The following is a 16,274-nucleotide window of genomic DNA, read 5'->3' on the forward strand; positions in this document are numbered from 1 at the left end:
TCGTTCAGTCTGACAGGCCGAACCGCTCCGGCCACAGCTCCTCGAACACGAGATAGCCGCCCGGGGTCATGCCCAGGGCCTCGTAGGTCTTCTGGGCCCGATGATTCTCGTGCTCGACGTAGAGCCGGAGGCCGATGACGTCGGGAGTCCGGCGGGCCTCGTCCCGGATGTGGGAGTGCAGGGCCCGGAACACGCCCAGCCCCCGGGCCTCATCCACCACGTAGACGCTCTGCAACCACCAGATCCAGCCGCATCTCCAGTCGCTCCACTCGCGAGAGACGGCGGATTGGCCGAGGATCCGGCCCTCGCGCTCGGCCACCCAGTAACGCAATCGGTCGTCGGATTCGAGCGCCCGATCGACGCCGCGACCGACGACCCTCGGGTCGAGCTGCTTGCCCTCGGTCTCGATCGCGAGCGAGAGGTTGGAGGCGACGATGGCGTCACGATCGGTCCGTCGGGCGTCGCGGACGATCAGGGGACTGGTCTTCATCTCAGTCGCTCGCCTCGGCGATTGCGGGCGCGTTCGCTGGCCTCTTGCAGGATCCGAAGCTCGTCCTCGGTCAGGCCCGATCGCCCCTCGCGGGCGATCTTGGCGAGGATCTCGTCGAGCTTGGCGTCGAGGTGATCGTCGGCGAAGGGGCCCGAGGCCCCGACCAGGCCCGAGCTGCCGGATCGGGCCGGCGTCTTCGCCCCTTGTCGCGAAGGCCGGCGGCTCTTCGGCTCGGGGGAGAAGATCTTCAGGCGAGTCCGACGGCCCCACCGCAAGTTCCAGCCGCCCGTGACCCGCGACCACCGCAGGTCGTATTTCTTGTACAGGAAGCCGTAAGCCGCCCCGCTCAGGTGCGCGGCGAATGCGATCGGGGCGGTGGTCGATCCCTGGAGGCTCTGGAACAGGCCGATCAGGTCCTGCCCGAAGAAGATGATGGCGAAGAGCCACATCGGCACAGGCAGCACGAAGAAGAGCAGGATCTCCCGGTTCGGGAAATACAGCACGTAGATGAACAGGGCCGCGGCGACGGCTCCCGAGGCCCCCACCATGCGCGCCTGGCCGCCCTGGCTCAGGTCGAGGATCGACCAGCAGAGCCCCGCGACGACCGCGGCCGTCAGGTACATGGCCAGAAATTCCCGCTGGCCGTACATGTCTTCCAGTTCTCGACCGACGAACCAGAGGAAGACCATGTTCCAGAGGATGTGGAACAGGTTCGAGGGGTCGTGAAGGAAGGCGTAGGTCAGCAGTTGCCAGATATGGCCCTGGCGGAAGATCGCCTCGCTCCGGGCCGCGAGATACTCATCGTAGAAGAACCGGACCGAGGGGCCGCCGATCCAGCCGAACAGGAAGACCGCGACGTTGATGAGGATCAGGGTCTTGACGACCGATCCGCCGCCCGCGAAGAGGCCGAAACCGCCCGGGCGGTCCTGAATGTAGTCGCGATCGTAGATTCCCATGATGGCGCGGCGGTCAGGCCCTCCCTCCTCGAGGCGATCAATCCGGCGTCCTTCCATCATCGGTCGGGCTCTGGCACCCTGTCAACCGAGACTGGCGCGGAAGGTCCGCCCGCTCAGTCGGATTGCAAGGCGGCGATCGCCTCCGACCGATTGGCGTAGAGGGGCCAGACGATATCCAGCGAGGTGATCCGGAGCAATTCCCGCGCTCTCGGGGAGACGCCGGCCAGGACCATCTGCCCGCCCTTGACCAATACCGCCTTCCAGCAGCGGAGCAGCAGGCTCAGGAAGCTCGAACCGAAGAAATCAACCCCTTCGAGGTCGACGATCAGCATCGGCATGGGCAGTTCTTGGATCGGGCCGAGCAAGACCGCGCTCAACTCCTCGGCGGTCGCGAGGTCAAATTCCTCGAGATGCGGAGAGGGGACGAAGACCAAGACGTCGCCTCGACGCTCGAGCGTGAATCCATCGTCCGCGGGGGGCAGGGACATGAGCGTGTGACTACCGTTCCGGGGCTCGGGAGCGGGGACAACCGATGCAATGGGCAACGGAACTCGCCGGTTGTCCCTCTTTGATCTAGCCTAGAGCCGGAACGCCCCGCACACAAGAGAACACCGACATGGGGGCGAGAAACTCCGCCGACCCGGGGCGTAACGCACCCCGACCCGCCCTCAGGCCCGACCCCGCGGCCTTCAGGCCGAGGGGCGGTAATCGGAGAAGGCGCGCACGACCTCGAACAGGTCGTTGCTCACCAGCAGCTCGTCCTCCTCGAAGTCGCGAAGCCAGACGAAATTGTCTCGATAGGCTTGCGCGAGCAACGGGTAGAGGTCGGCCAGCCGGATCGAGACGGCCGGGGAATCGGTCTCAAGCTCGAAGTCGTCCTGGGGACGGGGGAAAATGCGAAGTCGGGGGGTGGGGGTGGGCATCGGATCTCCTCCTCCGAGCAAATCGCCTCCGGGGGGGATCGGCAGCCGATGGGGCCGCCGATTCCGAAGCACCTTCGAGCCGGTGGCCGGGGGCACCCGCCGCCTCGAATCGGCCTCCGGGGGCGATTGTCTTCTCAACGGTGGCCGAGACCGCTTGCCGGAATCCAACCGGTTTGCGACGACTCGCCATATTCGATGACTTGGAGGAGTATCGGGCGTCGGGGCGGCCCCCCATCAGCCAATTTCTCGGGGCGACACGCCCGGAGGCCGGACAACCCTCCCAAGCCTTGCCTTCCACTCCGTTTGCGTCGGACCGACTTTTCCGAGGCGCGCCGGGTCCGGCGAGCGCCCGGAGGTTCCGGGCAGGGATTGGGCGGCCAGGTTGGCGAGGGGCCGCCCGACCTGGCATACTGGGCTTCTTCGGTGGAGCAGAGGGCGGTCGGCTGCGGGAGGCCCCGGATCGACGCTGGCCTGAAGCCATCCGAACTGCCTGGAGCCAATTCGATGGACTTGCCGCATCTGCACGGAATCGTCCCCCCGCTGGCCACCCCGCTCGGTCCCGATGACGAGATCGACGAAGGCTCGCTCCATCGCCTGACCCGGGCGCTGCTCGACGGTGGCGTGCACGGGCTGTGGATCATGGGCACCACGGCCCGATTCGACCTGGTGACCGACCGCGTCGCCCGGCGGGCCGCCGAGCTGGTCGCGACGATCGTCGAGGGGCGGATCCCCCTGGTCCTGAACGTCTCGGACCTGAGCACCCGCCGCACCCTGGAGCGCGCCTCCCGCTTCGATGACCTGGCGTATGACTATTATGCCGCCCTGCCCCCGTGGTACCTGAACCTCTCGGCCGGCGAGCTGATGGCCTACTTCCACGCCCTCGCCGACACGCTCAACAAGCCTCTGGTCATCTACAACGCCCCGTGGGTCTGCAACCAGCTCAGCTTCGAGCAAATCCGGGCCCTGGCCGAGCACCCCCGGATCGTCGGCGTCAAGGATGTCTGCCCGAGCCTCTTCCGGACCCAGGACTGGACCTCGGCCACGCGTCGCGAGCGGAATTTCACCTATCTGCATGGCTCCGACCTCATCGGCACCTCGACCGCGCTCGGGGCCGACGGCTTCGTCCCGGCGCTCGGCAACGCCTTCCCCGAGCTTTGCGTGGCGGTCTGGGACGCGGCGAGGGCCAACGACGAGGCCCGCGCCTTCCGCCTCCAGAACCAGCTCACCCGGCTTGCCCGGACCATGGAGTTCGGCTCGATGCACGCCTGCCTGGAGGTGGCCTGCCGACATCGCGGGTTCCTGGACCGCATGCTCCCGGCGCCGCTCGCGTCCCTGGACGAAGCCACGGCTCGCCGGGTGGTCGCGGAAATCGAGGCGGTCGGCTTCTTGCCCTGAACGACGACCTCGGCCCGAGGCCGGCCCCGAACGCTCAAATTCGGGCGGTTCCGCACGCCGTCCCGACTCGCTGGTCTGTCACGCGACCTCGCGGGAAGCGGGGGATGACAGGCCGATCGACTTCTGCTAAAGTCCGCCCCCGTTGCGGTCGACACGGGCAGGAACGCCCAGGCTCGGCTCTCGACGGGGTCGGGCCAACGCGGACATCGAACGGCGGGTTCATGAGGGACCCGTCTCACGCCGGTCAGGGAGGACTCGGGCATGGGTATCCACCCCCGAACCCGGAGGGTCGGTCCCCGTCTGCGGGCAGTCGTGGGCCTCGCCCTGCTGCCGATGCTGATGGGGGCCTCGGCGCGGTCAACCAACTTCGAGGTCGAGGCGCCGACCGCCGAGATCGCGCAGCAGGTCGCGCGTTACGCCGAGCATTATCGCACCGAGATCGCCCGCCGATGGCTGGGCGAGCCGCTCCCCGACTGGCCGAGGCCCTGCGCCATCCGCATCAAGATGACCGGCGGCGAGGCCGGCGGCGTGACCTCCTTCGGCTTCGGCCGCGGCAAGGTGCTCGACCAGGAGATGAGCCTGGAGGGGCGGCTCGACCGGATCCTCGCCTCGGCCTTGCCGCACGAGATCACGCACACCATCTTCGCGACCTACTTCGGCGGCCCGTTGCCGCGATGGGCCGACGAGGGGGCCTCGTTGCTCAGCGAAGACCGCCGCGAGCGGCTGCGGCACGAGCAGTTCGCCGCCGACCTGCTCGCCCGGAGCGGCGGCTGGGCCCTGGGTGAGTTGTTCACGATCGAGGAATATCCGCAGGATCTGATGGGCTTCTACGGCCAGGGGTATTCCGTCTCCCGGTTCCTCGTCGAGATGGGCGGCCGCCCCCGGTTCCTCGCCTTCCTCCGCGAAGGGATGAACTCCGGCTGGGATGCCGCGACCCGCAGCCACTACGGGTTCACGAGCACACGAGAGCTGGACCGGGCCTGGCGTTCGTGGCACCTGGTCGCCTCCCGGACCATGCCGAACGAGGCCTCTCCCGGAGATGCCCTGGTGGTTCGCGCCCAGTCGCCCGATGACCATGCCGGCCGCTAGTCGTTACAATCGCGAGAACAACCGCGCCGCCGGATGACCCGCCCGGGAGACGGCGGCGTGCTCGCGGTCCCTCGGGTCTGACCCCTCATGCGCACGCCCCCGCCCCTGTCCACGTCGATCCTCGACACGATCGGCCAGACTCCCCTGGTCGAGCTGAGCCGACTCGCGAATCGGCTCGACCTCAGCGGCCGACTCCTGATGAAGTTGGAGTATTTCAGCCCCGGCGGGAGCAAGAAAGACCGGGTCGCCCTGGAGATCATCCGCCAGGCCCGGGGCGACGGGACGCTCCGCGACGGCCAGACCGTCGTGGAGCTGACCAGCGGGAACGCCGGGACCGGCCTGGCCATCGTGTGCCGGAACTTCGGCCATCCGTTCGTGGCGGTCATGTCGCGCGGAAACAGCATCGAGCGGGCCCGCATGATGGCGGCGCTCGGCGCCGAGGTCGTCCTGGTGGATCAGGCCCCCGGATCGGTCCCCGGCCAGGTCTCCGGGGCCGACCTCGCTCTAGTCGACGAGGCGACCGACCGCATCGTCTCCGATCGCGGGGCCGTCCGCGTCCGGCAGTTCGAGCATCCCGGCAGCGTGCTCGCCCACGAACACCAGACCGGTCCCGAGCTCTGGGAACAGTCGGGCGGGACGATCGACGTCTTCGTGGATTGCCCCGGCACCAGCGGATCCCTCACCGGCGTCGGCCGGGCCTTGAAACGCGAGAAGCCGTCGGCCCGGCTTTACGCGGTCGAGCCGATCACCGCGGCCGTCCTGGCCGGGAAGCAGGCCACTGTGCAGGGACATCGGATTCAGGGAGCCGGCTACGCCCGGAGCGGCCCCGAATTGCCCCTGTTCGACCGATCGCTCGTCGACGGATTTGTGCAAGTCACGGATGAAGACGTGATTGCCTCGGCGCGATTGCTCGCCCAGGAGGAAGGCGTGTTCACCGGCTTCTCCACGGCCGCCCACCTGACGGCCGCCGTGCAGTTGCTCAGGGGGGCCGAACGCGGGGCCACCATCGCCATGCTCGCGTGCGACACCGGGATGAAATACCTCTCCACGGACCTCTTCGGCGGATGATGTCGGACCCACCCGACGACCGGATCGGCCCCGATTACGGCCCGGCGGTCTCCGCCGGCGTCGCCCTCTGCCTGGCCCTGCTCGGGGCGATCGCCGCGGCCTCGATGACGGCGATCGCCCTGTCCGCCACCTTCGAAGTCTTCCCGTTCCTGCCCCGGGCGTTCGAGCGGTATCGACTGGTCGAGGCCTGCAGTCGCTTCGCGGCCGAAGCGACCGCGCCGATGATCCTGCTGCTCTCGTATCGATCGGCCCGGGGGCGGACCCCCTGGCCCCGGCGGCTTTCCCTGCTCGGGATCATGAAGGGGATCGCCCTCCTGGGCGTCATCGCCAGTCGATTCCTCGTCCACTTCCGACCCTGGATGGCCTGATTCAGGGAGACCGAGGGGCATCGAGACCCCGGATCACCTCCTGATAGTCTGCGAGGGTGTTCAGATTGCGCAGCGTCGACAGGTCCGGGTCGACCTCTCTCAGGGGGTCCTCGCCGACCGTCCGGGCCCGAAGCCGGTCGCGGATCAGGCCCAGTCGCGACCGGCCCGCCGCGAGCAGTTCTGCCGCGGCCGACGCGGCGATCTCGGGGCGATAGAGCGCCGCGAGCGGCTGATCACGCCCCTCGATCCGGGGGAGGATCAGGTCGACGTCCTCCGCGATGAACTCGGCCAGGCGATCGATCCAGGGTGGGCGGAGCAGGGGGGCGTCGCTCGAGCACGCGAACGCCCATCGCACGCGACCGGCCAACGCCTCCATGCCCACGGCCAGGCCCTGCAAGGGCCCCCGATCGGGCTCCGGATCGACGACCCGCTCGACCTCGGGCGGTAAGGCCGGCAAGTCCTGGCCCTCGGCCGACGCGACGACGACGAGGGAAGCCCTGGTCGCAACCCGCCGAACCACGCGCTGGAGCAACACCTCGTCGCCGATCGGCAGCCACTCCTTCGGCCGTCCCATCCGACGACTCCGGCCGCCACACAGCACGACGGCCCCGAGCCGCTGCATGATCCGCTTCCCCCGTCGTTTGCGTTCCGGGACACCACGCCAGGCCCCTCGGTCGAAGCGGACCGGACCCCGCAGCGTCGAGTCTACGACGGGCCGATCGGTCGGCACCATGACTCTTTCGGGCAAGCGTCCCGGCACGGCCGGCCCCCGGGGCATCCGGCCCGGGAAAATTCTTCGGGGAGACCTTGGACGAGTTCTCCGGGCCGGTCTAGAATGGTGCCGTTGTGACGGAGGCGTCGGTTCATGATTCGCTTTGCTCAAGCAATCCCCGATTGAAGCTTCGGCGCCGAATGCTTCAGGCCAGCAGCCGGAGCCAAACGCCTCGCGCGGCGGGAAGGGCTTCGCGGGGCGATCGCCTCCGGAGCAGTCGATCGACGGGGGCTGCGGGTCATGCGACCCGTCTCGTCGATCGAGCACGATCGATCCTGACACGACGGGAGTTCACCGCGATGAGTCCTGCGCTGAAATCATGTGCCTGTGGGTTCGGGATGCTGGCCGCCGCCCTGCTGACGGCCGGGTGCGCCGGCGATCAGCCGGCCGATGTGACCGACGCCATGCCCGCGGCCGATGGGGCCGCCCCGGAGTCGATCTCCGAGAAGGCCGGCGAGATGATCGACTCGGCCATGGACACCGCCGGAGGCGCCGTCGACTCCGCCCGGCAGGCCACCGGAGAGGCGGTCGAGTCGGTCGGCCAATCCATCGAATCCTCGGCCGACGAGGTGGGCGAGGCCGCCGAAACCGCGACCACCAAGGTGGGCGAGGCCGCCAAGTCGGTCGGGCTCGAAGAAACCGGGCAGAAGATCGAGGACGCCGCCGGTGAGGTCGGCCAGACCGCGACCGGCGCGACCGATTCGACCGGAGAGGCGGTCAAGAACGCTGGCGCGGCCATCAAGGGCGAGGGCAAGCCGGAAGAACCGCCCAGCCCCGAGCGTTGATCCGGTCGCCGGATTCGCCGTACCCGGGAACCTCGCCCTCCCGCTGCGAGGGCGGGGTTTCCTTCGTGTACGCCTCGGACATTTCGTCATGAATCATTGACGTATGAACCCGGAAGGTTCGGCGAAGTTCCACCGGCATCGCCCGAAGGTCCTTGACATCGACCCGCCCCTCGGACACCCTCAGCTCAATCGACCCATCGCCGGACGGGAGTTGCCTCGATGCTCATAATCCTTGGTGGCGGCTCAAGGGACTGCGATGGAGTGACGCGCCGGAGCTTCCTCCAGGCCGGCGTGCTGGGGCTGGGAGGGCTCACCCTGGGCGACCTGCTCAGGGTGCGGGCCTCGGGGATGGCCTCCCCCGCCCCGGCCGATCGGAGCGTCATCCTCTTCTGGCTCAGCGGGGGGCCCGGGCACATGGAGACCTGGGACCCGAAGCCCGAGGCCCCCGATGGTTTCCGCGGGCCGTTCGGCGCCATCTCCACACGCCTGCCCGGCGTCCAGTTCGGCGAGTTGATGCCCGAGAACGCCCGCCGGGCCGATCGGCTTGCCATCGTCCGCACCGTCAATCACGGGTCGGGCGACCACACCAAGGGCAATCACTGGATGCTCACCGGCTTCGAAGGCCCCGCCTTCAACGCCGCCGACAACAAGGTGCAACGCCGGCCTGCCATGGGATCGGCCGTGGCGCGACTGATCGGCGAGCGACGCCCCGGCATCCCCCCTTACGTCGCCGTGCCCCACCTGCGAGGCGGCACGGACAACTTCTTCCACTACGCGGCCTATCTCGGCGGCGGGGCCAATCCTTTCGTCGTCGAGTCGGATCCGAACGATCCGAAGTTCCGGGTCAGGAACCTGCAACGCCCCGGCGAACTCTCGATGGCCCGGCTCGAGGACCGGCGGACGCTCCTCTCCACGCTCGACGCCCAGCGCCGCTGGGCCGAGCCGCTCCTGGGCGACCTCGACGACCACTACAGCCGGGCCTTCGACATGCTCGGCGGCAAGGCCGTGGCGGAGGCCTTCGACCTCGCCTCCGAGCCGGACGCCCTGCGCGACCGTTACGGCCGCCACACGTTCGGGCAGAGTGCCTTGATGGCCCGTCGGCTGGTCGAGGCCGGCGTCCCCTTCGTCACCGTGAACTGCGTCCCGTGGGACCACCACGGGACCGGGAACCAGTTGAAGACCGAAGAGGGGGCCCGCCAGCTCATCCCGCCGCTCGATCGGGCCATCGGCACGCTCGTCGACGACCTGATCGACCGCGGCCGATACGACTCGACCCTGATCGTGGCCATGGGGGAATTCGGCCGCACGCCCCGCATGAACAGGGACGCCGGCCGCGATCACTGGGGTAAGACCTTCAGCGTCCTCTTCGGCTGCGGGTCGATGCGGATGGGGCAGGTCATCGGCCGGAGCAGTGCCCGGGGAGAGACGGTGGTCGACCGCCCGGTCAGCCCCCAGGACGTCTGCGCGACGATTTACCACCACCTCGGTATTGATTCGCGCCGGGTCTTCTTTGAAGATCGGACGCGACGCCCGGTCCCGCTGATCGAAACCGGCGAGCCGATCCGAGAATTGATCGGCTGACCGATCACCCATCCGGCCGACCGTCGCTCCGCCCGAGGACTCGCACGCGCGACGATCGTGCCGGGCCCCGTCCCGCCCTCGGGCGCCATCCGCGGACGACCGGCCGAGGCAGGACCGACCTCCGCCCGATCCAGGACCGATCTGCACCCATGAGCTCGCCCGCCCCCCCGCAACCGGCCTCGACCCGCCTGGCGTCGATCGACGCCTACCGGGGCCTCGTCATGTTCCTGATGATGGCCGAGGTGCTGCACTTCGCCGGCGTCGCCGCCGCCGTGCCCGGCAACCCGCTCTGGGAGTTCCTGGGGTATCATCAGTCTCATGTGGCGTGGGTCGGTTGCTCGCTCCACGACCTGATCCAGCCGTCCTTCTCCTTCCTGGTCGGCGTCTCGCTGCCGTTCTCGCTGGCGAGCCGGAACGCGCACGGGCAGTCGCGCCGCCGGCTGTTCCTGCATGCCCTCTGGCGGGCCGCCGTCCTGGTCGCGCTGGGCATCTTCCTCAGGTCGATCGGCAAGCCGGGGACCAACTACACGTTCGAAGACACGTTGACCCAGATCGGACTGGGCTATCCCTTCCTCTTCCTCCTCGGTTTGCGTCCGCAGCGCGATCGTTGGTTCGCGGTGGCCGTGCTGCTGGTGGCGACCTGGGTGGCGTTCGTCCTCTACCCGCTCCCCGGCTCGTCGTTCAACCTCGCCGACGTGGGGGTTTCGCCCGACTGGCCCCACCTGATGGACGGCCTGGCCGCCCACTGGAACAAGAACACGAACCTGGCCTGGGCCTTCGACCGCTGGTTCCTCAACCTGTTCCCCCGCGACGAGCCGTTCCTGTTCAACGGGGGAGGATACGCGACGCTCAACTTCGTGCCGACCCTGGCGACCATGACGCTGGGCGTGATCGCCGGCGAGGTGCTCCGGGGCCCCCGATCGACCCGAGGCAAGGTCGGCTGGCTCCTCGCCGCCGGGCTCCTCGCCATGCTCGCCGGATGGGGGCTGGGCGAGCTGGGCATCTGCCCGGTGGTCAAGCGCATCTGGACACCGAGCTGGGTTCTGTTCAGCGGGGGCTGGTGCTTCCTCTTCCTGGGTGCGGCCTACGGCCTGATCGACGGCCTCGGCTGGAAGCGATGGGTCTTCCCCCTGGTCGTGATCGGCATGAACTCGATCGCCGCGTATCTGATGAGCTGGCTCTTCGAGGGCTTCATCGGCAACGCCCTCACCCGCCACGTCGGGGCCGAGACCTTCCGCGCCCTCGGCGACCCTTACGAACGCCTCCTGCACGGGGCCGCCGTGCTGCTGGTGCTCTGGCTCCTGCTGTTCTGGATGTATCGACGAAAGCTGTTCCTGAAGATCTGACCGCATCGGAATCCGGCCCGTGCCCGTCTCCGGGGCGATGCCCCGAAACGAGGACGCGGGCGATCCCGCCCCGGGATTCGCCCGCGTCGACGATCGTCCGGCCTGGAAGGCACGCGGGGCGGTCCGACCCGGCCCGATCCGACCCGGGGCCGCCCCGCGACCCGATCACTCACTCGTCGTCTGCGTCCGCGACCGGGCCGGCGATCTCACCATTCGAGATCGGGACGAACTTCTGGGCCCGCTCCCCGATGATGTCGCCGACGTACAGGTTTCCGTCGGCGTCGGCGGCGATGCAGTGGACCCAGTTGCAGTCGCCCGGATGCTCGTGGCCGTCCTCGCCCTTGGGCACCGACCACTGCATGAGCAATCTGCCCTCGGTCGAGAACTTCATGAAGATCTGGTCCTTGGGCGGGCAGCCGAGGGTGACGTCTTCCACGCGCCAGGGCATGGGAGACGAGCCGCAGACCCAGATCTCGTCGTCGTCGGTCACCCAGAATCCCCAGGGGACGACGATGTTCGCCCAGGTGTCGAGCAGGGTCCCCTCCTGGTCGAAGATCTGGATCCGGACGTTGTTGCGATCGGCCACGTAGAGCCGGTCCTCCGAATCGATCGCGATCGCGTGCGCGATGCTGAACTGGCCCGGCTCGACGCCCAGCTCGCCCCACGACTTCACGAAGTTGCCGTCCTTGTCGAAGTGGACGACCCGGCCGTTTCCGTAGCCGTCGGAGACGAAGTGGTCGCCGGCCTCGGTCACGACGATGTCCGTGGGCATGTTGAAGTGGGTCTCGTCGCACCCTTTCTCATTCGGGGTCCCGAGCGTCTTCAACAGTTCGCCCGAGGTCGAATACTGCTTCAGCGTATGATCGCCGACGTCGGCCACCCACAGGTGGCCTTCCGGATCGAACTTGAGGTGGTGGACCATCGAGTTCTCGCCCTCGCCGAAGGCCCGGACGAAGGTGCCGTCGGGCCTGAAGACCCGGATGGGAGGCTCGGCGCGGACGGCCACGTAGACATTCCCGTCGGGGCCGACGGCGATCCCGGGCACATGACCGCCCGGCATCCCCTCGGGAGTGCCCGGCCAGTCCGGGTCGACCTGATACCAGGTGGCGACGCTCACCCGGGGGTAGACCGCCGGGGGGCCCTGGTTCGGCGGGGGCGGCTTCTGGGCGGAGGAGACACTCGGCAACACCACCACGGCCAGCGAGGCGATCGCGGCGACAAATCGGCGTTCGGGCATCAGGGTTCTCCGTCTTCCGGTCCGGGGAGAGGACGCGATCGAAGGTGCTCACTCAGCTCAAGATCTCGGTCAGGACTCGGGCATCTTCCACCCCGGTGAGCTTCATGTCGAGTCCCTGGAACTTGTGCGTGAAGCGTTCGTGATCGATCCCGAGCAGGTGAAGCATGGTCGCGTGCAGGTCCCGCACATGCGTCGGCTGCTCGACGGCGTGATAGCCCAGCTCATCGGTCGCGCCGAAGGTCTGCCCGCCCCGGATGCCGCCGCCGGCGAGGAACATCGAGAACCCTTTGATGTGGTGATCGCGCCCTGCGTCCTGCCCCTTGCCCTGGAACATCGGGGTCCGGCCGAATTCTCCCCCCCAGATCACCAGGGTGTCGTCGAGCATGCCGCGTTGCTTCAGGTCGGCGATCAGGGCGGCGGACGGCCCGTCGCAGAGTCGGCAACAGGTGTCCATGTATCGGACCAGGTCGCCGTGATGGTCCCAGCCGCGGTGATAAAGCTGGATGAACCGCACCCCCCGCTCCGCCAGACGCCGGGCCATCAGGCAGTTCGCGGCGAACGACCCGTCGGCCCCGCCCGTGCCGTAGGAGCGCAGGACGTGCTCCGGCTCGTCCCGGAAATCGGCCAGCTCGGGGATGCTCAACTGCATCCGGGACGCCAGCTCATACTGCGCGATCCGGGTTTCCAGCTCCGGGTCGTGCCATCGCTCGTTCCCGAGCGTGTTCAGCTCGTTGACCGTGTCGATCAGGGCTCGCTGGCCTGCCCGGTCCACCCCCGGCGGGTTCTCCAGGTAATGGACCGGGCTTCCCACCGAATTGAACTGCACCCCCTGATGCTTCCCCGGCAGGAAGCCGCTGCCCCATTGCCGCGAGGAAATCGGCTGCGGATTCCGCCCGCCTTCGCTCGTCAGGACGACGAACCCCGGCAGGTCGTCCGCCTCGTTCCCCAGCCCATAAGTGACCCACGACCCCATGCTCGGCCGACCCGAGATCGACGTGCCGGTGTTCATCACCGTGTGCGCCGGGTCGTGATTGATCTGGTCGGTGTACATGGATCGAACAATGCACAGGTCGTCGGCGATCTTCGCGATCTCCGGCAGGCACTCCGCGACCTCCAGGCCCGACTCCCCGTGCCTGCGGAAGCGGAATCGGGGGCCGAGGCACTTCAACTCCTGTCCCTGGAGCTGGGCGATCGGTTGCCCCGCCGTGAACGACTCGGGCATGGGCCGGCCGTCCATGCGGGCCAGCTCGGGCTTGAAGTCGAACGTCTCCAGGTGGCTCGGCCCGCCGGCCATGTAGAGGAAGATGACCCGCTTCGCCCGGGGAGCAAAGTGCGGCAGCCGCGGCAGGCCCCCGAACCGATCGGCCCCGCCCGCCGTTCCTTCTCGATCCGATGCGACGGCCGGGTTCGCCCTGCCCAGCAGGGTCGCCAGCGCGGCCGATCCCAGACTCATCGAGCTTCGACCGAGGAACGCGCGGCGCGAGCAACGCAGGCGGTGGGCTTCGATCGGATGCATCGGGCAAGGTCTCCGGCAATCAGAATCGGGTGATCGTCTCGTGCAGGTTCAAGAGAGCCCGACAGACGGCGGTCCAGGCCGCCAGCTCGACCCGGTCGATCGGCTCCGGCACCCCGGCCATCCCCGTCGAGCAGATGGCCGAGGCCGAGGCAGGGTCGCCTTCGTATCGGGCCCGAGAGGCATCCAGCAACCGTTGCAAGGCCGCCAGCTCCGACGCGTTCGGCTCGCGGATCAAGGCCGATCGCCAGGCGATTGCCAGGCGGTCGTGATCGCTACCCTCGCTCTCCTGCAAGACCCGGGCGGCGAGCACCCGAGCGGCCTCGACGAAGCTCGGATCGTTCAGCAGCGTCAGGGCGCCGATCGGCGTGTTGCTCGACGGCCTCCTGGTCGTGCATTCCTCCCGGGTCGGCGCGTCGAACGCCCGGAGCATCGGGTGGAGAAACTGGCGTTGCCAGTGGACGTACACCCCTCTTCGGTACTGTCCCAGGCCCGTGTCGGCCTGGTATTCCCGCTTCGGGAAGTTCAGATTGGCGTAGTAGCCTTTCGGTTGATACGGGCGAGCGCTGACGCCTCCCAGTTCCTCCACCAGCAAGCCGCTGATGGCCAGCGCCTGGTCCCGGATCACCTCCGCCGGGAGGCGGAACCGCGACTGTCGGGCGAACAGGTCGTTGTTCGGGTCGGCCGTGAGGATGGCCGGATCGGGCACGGACGACTGCCGATAGGCCCGCGAGGTCACCATCAGGCGGATCATGTGCTTCACGTCCCAGCCGCTCTCGACGAATTCGACGGCAAGCCAGTCGAGCAGCTCCGGATGGCTCGGCAGCTCCCCTTGCATCCCCGTGTCGTCGAGGGACCGGGACAGGCCCCGGCCGAAGACCTGATTCCAGAGCCGGTTGACGAAGACCCGGGCCGTCAGCGGATGATCGGGCTGCGTCAGCCAGCGCGCCAGGTCGAGCCGATTGGCGCGAGACGTTGAGGTTGATGTTGATGTCGAGCGTTCCAGATCCGGCAGGACCGCGGGGACTCCCGGTTCGACCACCGCTCCGGTCGTGTCCATCCAGTCTCCCCTCGCCAGCACTCGCGTCGCCCGGGGCTCGACCGACACGCTGACCATCATCCGCCGCGATCGCGAGGCGATGTCCTCTCGTCGCGATTCCAACCCCTCCAGCTCGTCGGGATCCCCCTCGGAGGCCTTCAGCGCCTCGATGGCCCGCTCGACCTCGCGCAAGGCGTGCCGGTCGATCGGGTCGAGGACGTCGATCTCGGGGGCCCTGACGGTCGGCGTGGCGTCCGGGCCGGGGTAGGCCCCGCGCTGGTCCAGGTCGGCGAAGAACGCCGCGAGCTGGTAGAACTCGCGCTGCGAGTACGGGTCGTACTTGTGGTCGTGGCACTCGGCGCACCCCATCGTGGCCCCGAGCCAGACGGTCGAGACGTTCCGGACCCGATCGGCCGCGTACTTGGCCAGATATTCGCCGTCCTGCGCCCCCCCCTCGTGCGTCGTTTGCAAGAGGCGGTTGTACCCCGAGGCGACCCGCTGGTCGATCGTCGCATCCGGCAGCAGATCCCCGGCGAGTTGCTCGCGAGTGAACCGATCGAACGGCATGTTCTCATTGAACGCCCTGATCACGTAATCGCGGTAGGGGGTGGCGTGGTGCTCCTGGTCGCCGTGGTATCCGACGGTGTCGGCGTATCGCACCAGGTCGAGCCAGAGGATCGCCATGCGTTCGCCGAACCGGGGAGACGCGAGCAATTCCCCCACGAATCGCTCGTAACCGCCGGCTCCCCCATCGCGAAGCAAGCGATCCAGGTCCGCTCGCCGGGGAGGCAGGCCGGTCAGATCGAGCGCGAGGCGGCGCCCCAGCGTCACGGGGTCGGCTTCCGGGGCGGGGGAGTGCCCCTCGGCCTCGATCCTCGCCAGGAGGAAGCGGTCGATCGGATTGGCGGGCCAGTCGGTCGCGTTCACGTCGGGGACCGGGGGCCGACTGAGCGGGACGAAGCTCCAATGGGGCTGGTCTTCCGCCCCCTCGGCGATCCATCGCCGCAGCAGGGCGATCTGATCGCCCGACAATTCCTTGCCCGAGTCCGGCGGCGGCATCCGATCCAGCTCGTCTTGCGACGTGATTCGGTACAGCAGCTCGCTCGCCTCGGGATCCTCGACGTCGATCACCCGATAGCCGCCCCGGTCGGCCCGGGCCTCCTCCAGCACGTCGAGCCGAAGGTCCCCGCGCCGATCCGACGGGTCGGGCCCGTGACAGAACAGGCAATTGTCCGAGAGGATCGGGCGAATATCCCGGTTGAACACGATGGGCCGCTCGTCTTCGGTCGCTCCGCGAGACGGGTTCCACCCGCTGTTGCCGAGCACGAAGCAGGCCACCAGAACGATCAGACTCGTACGAGGCATTGGCGGGGCCTCGGTCAGCAGGGGGGAAGGATGAAGGAATACGGGCACTCGTCGAGACGGGGTCCCGGGTGCCTTGCCGCAGGCGACGAAGCGCTTCGCGTTCGGAGCACTCGCGTCCTACCTCTTCAAGATCTTAATCCTCCCTCACCTCCCTTCACAACCCAATCGCGTTCGTGCCCCGGGGTCCCGGGCACCCTCGCCCCGCCTGCCTTCCCGCGAGCCGACCCCTCCGCGGCTGGACCCTCCATCGCTGACACCTTGACTCTCCCGGGTTTGGAGGCGATGATAGGATGACTCGTGGGGAACACGTTCCTCCCGGGTCCCCGGAACCGTCTTCCAGCGGTCCG

15 protein-coding genes are annotated in these 16,274 nt (G+C 68.4%); 7 read left to right on the forward strand and 8 right to left on the reverse strand.

Features of this window, described 5'->3' with window-relative positions:
• Positions 1 to 4 precede the first annotated feature (4 nt).
• From AB1L88_RS01885 to AB1L88_RS01900, 4 genes are all read right to left on the reverse strand, one after another.
• Positions 5 to 490 carry a GNAT family N-acetyltransferase gene (locus tag AB1L88_RS01885; protein ID WP_367094927.1) on the reverse strand — a complete coding sequence of 162 codons (486 nt, stop codon included), beginning with the start codon at positions 488 to 490 and terminating at the stop codon, positions 5 to 7.
• Positions 487 to 1,506, reverse strand: a complete 1,020-nt coding sequence (locus tag AB1L88_RS01890) for a rhomboid family intramembrane serine protease (RefSeq protein ID WP_367094928.1) — start codon at positions 1,504 to 1,506, stop codon at positions 487 to 489. Before AB1L88_RS01890 ends, AB1L88_RS01885 begins: the two co-directional genes overlap by 4 nt.
• Before the next feature lie 53 nt (positions 1,507 to 1,559).
• Entirely contained in the window at positions 1,560 to 1,934 is a 375-nt protein-coding gene (locus AB1L88_RS01895; protein ID WP_367094929.1) for an STAS domain-containing protein, read from the reverse strand.
• Positions 1,935 to 2,135: 201 nt separating this feature from the next.
• The gene (locus AB1L88_RS01900) at positions 2,136 to 2,369 is read right to left on the reverse strand and encodes a hypothetical protein (RefSeq protein WP_367094930.1); all 234 of its coding nucleotides are present in this window, start codon (positions 2,367 to 2,369) and stop codon (positions 2,136 to 2,138) included.
• A gap of 504 nt (positions 2,370 to 2,873) precedes the next feature.
• On the opposite strand from AB1L88_RS01900, the gene AB1L88_RS01905 reads away from it, so the two are divergent.
• The 4 genes from AB1L88_RS01905 to AB1L88_RS01920 all read left to right on the forward strand — a co-directional run bounded on the left by AB1L88_RS01905 (position 2,874) and on the right by AB1L88_RS01920 (position 6,289).
• On the forward strand, positions 2,874 to 3,764 hold the full coding sequence (locus tag AB1L88_RS01905) for a dihydrodipicolinate synthase family protein (protein ID WP_367094931.1): 891 nt from the start codon (positions 2,874 to 2,876) through the stop codon (positions 3,762 to 3,764).
• A gap of 261 nt (positions 3,765 to 4,025) precedes the next feature.
• Positions 4,026 to 4,853 carry a hypothetical protein gene (locus tag AB1L88_RS01910; protein ID WP_367094932.1) on the forward strand — a complete coding sequence of 276 codons (828 nt, stop codon included), beginning with the start codon at positions 4,026 to 4,028 and terminating at the stop codon, positions 4,851 to 4,853.
• Between the two features lie 87 nt (positions 4,854 to 4,940).
• Positions 4,941 to 5,921, forward strand: a complete 981-nt coding sequence (locus AB1L88_RS01915; RefSeq protein WP_367094933.1) for a cysteine synthase family protein — start codon at positions 4,941 to 4,943, stop codon at positions 5,919 to 5,921.
• Complete coding sequence (locus tag AB1L88_RS01920) at positions 5,918 to 6,289, forward strand: hypothetical protein (RefSeq protein WP_367094934.1); 372 nt, start codon at positions 5,918 to 5,920, stop codon at positions 6,287 to 6,289. The genes AB1L88_RS01915 and AB1L88_RS01920 overlap by 4 nt, the downstream gene beginning before the upstream one ends.
• A 1-nt stretch (position 6,290) precedes the next feature.
• Here the strand turns inward: AB1L88_RS01920 and AB1L88_RS01925 are convergent, their stop codons facing one another.
• The gene (locus tag AB1L88_RS01925; protein WP_367094935.1) at positions 6,291 to 7,067 is read right to left on the reverse strand and encodes a molybdenum cofactor guanylyltransferase; all 777 of its coding nucleotides are present in this window, start codon (positions 7,065 to 7,067) and stop codon (positions 6,291 to 6,293) included.
• Between the two features lie 293 nt (positions 7,068 to 7,360).
• Here AB1L88_RS01925 and AB1L88_RS01930 point away from each other — a divergent pair, with 293 nt between their 5' ends.
• The 3 genes from AB1L88_RS01930 (at position 7,361) to AB1L88_RS01940 (ending at position 10,773) form a co-directional block, all read left to right on the forward strand.
• Positions 7,361 to 7,846: a hypothetical protein gene (locus AB1L88_RS01930; RefSeq protein WP_367094936.1), complete on the forward strand. Its 486-nt coding sequence runs from the start codon at positions 7,361 to 7,363 to the stop codon at positions 7,844 to 7,846.
• 261 nt (positions 7,847 to 8,107) lie between these two features.
• Complete coding sequence (locus AB1L88_RS01935) at positions 8,108 to 9,427, forward strand: DUF1501 domain-containing protein (protein WP_367094937.1); 1,320 nt, start codon at positions 8,108 to 8,110, stop codon at positions 9,425 to 9,427.
• A gap of 149 nt (positions 9,428 to 9,576) precedes the next feature.
• Positions 9,577 to 10,773, forward strand: coding sequence for a DUF5009 domain-containing protein (locus tag AB1L88_RS01940; protein ID WP_367094938.1), 1,197 nt, complete (start codon positions 9,577 to 9,579; stop codon positions 10,771 to 10,773).
• Positions 10,774 to 10,942: 169 nt separating this feature from the next.
• On the opposite strand, the gene AB1L88_RS01945 is transcribed toward AB1L88_RS01940, so the two are convergent.
• The 3 genes from AB1L88_RS01945 to AB1L88_RS01955 are packed head-to-tail and all read right to left on the reverse strand — an operon-like array spanning position 10,943 to position 15,927.
• Positions 10,943 to 12,010 (reverse strand): peptidyl-alpha-hydroxyglycine alpha-amidating lyase family protein, encoded by a 1,068-nt coding sequence (locus tag AB1L88_RS01945; protein WP_367094939.1) that lies wholly within the window; start codon positions 12,008 to 12,010, stop codon positions 10,943 to 10,945.
• 52 nt (positions 12,011 to 12,062) lie between these two features.
• Entirely contained in the window at positions 12,063 to 13,526 is a 1,464-nt protein-coding gene (locus AB1L88_RS01950) for a DUF1501 domain-containing protein (RefSeq protein ID WP_367094940.1), read from the reverse strand.
• 19 nt (positions 13,527 to 13,545) lie between these two features.
• Positions 13,546 to 15,927 carry a PSD1 and planctomycete cytochrome C domain-containing protein gene (locus tag AB1L88_RS01955; RefSeq protein ID WP_367094941.1) on the reverse strand — a complete coding sequence of 794 codons (2,382 nt, stop codon included), beginning with the start codon at positions 15,925 to 15,927 and terminating at the stop codon, positions 13,546 to 13,548.
• Positions 15,928 to 16,274: the final 347 nt, after the last annotated feature.

Source organism: Tautonia sp. JC769, from assembly GCF_040717455.1.
GTDB lineage: Bacteria > Planctomycetota > Planctomycetia > Isosphaerales > Isosphaeraceae > Tautonia.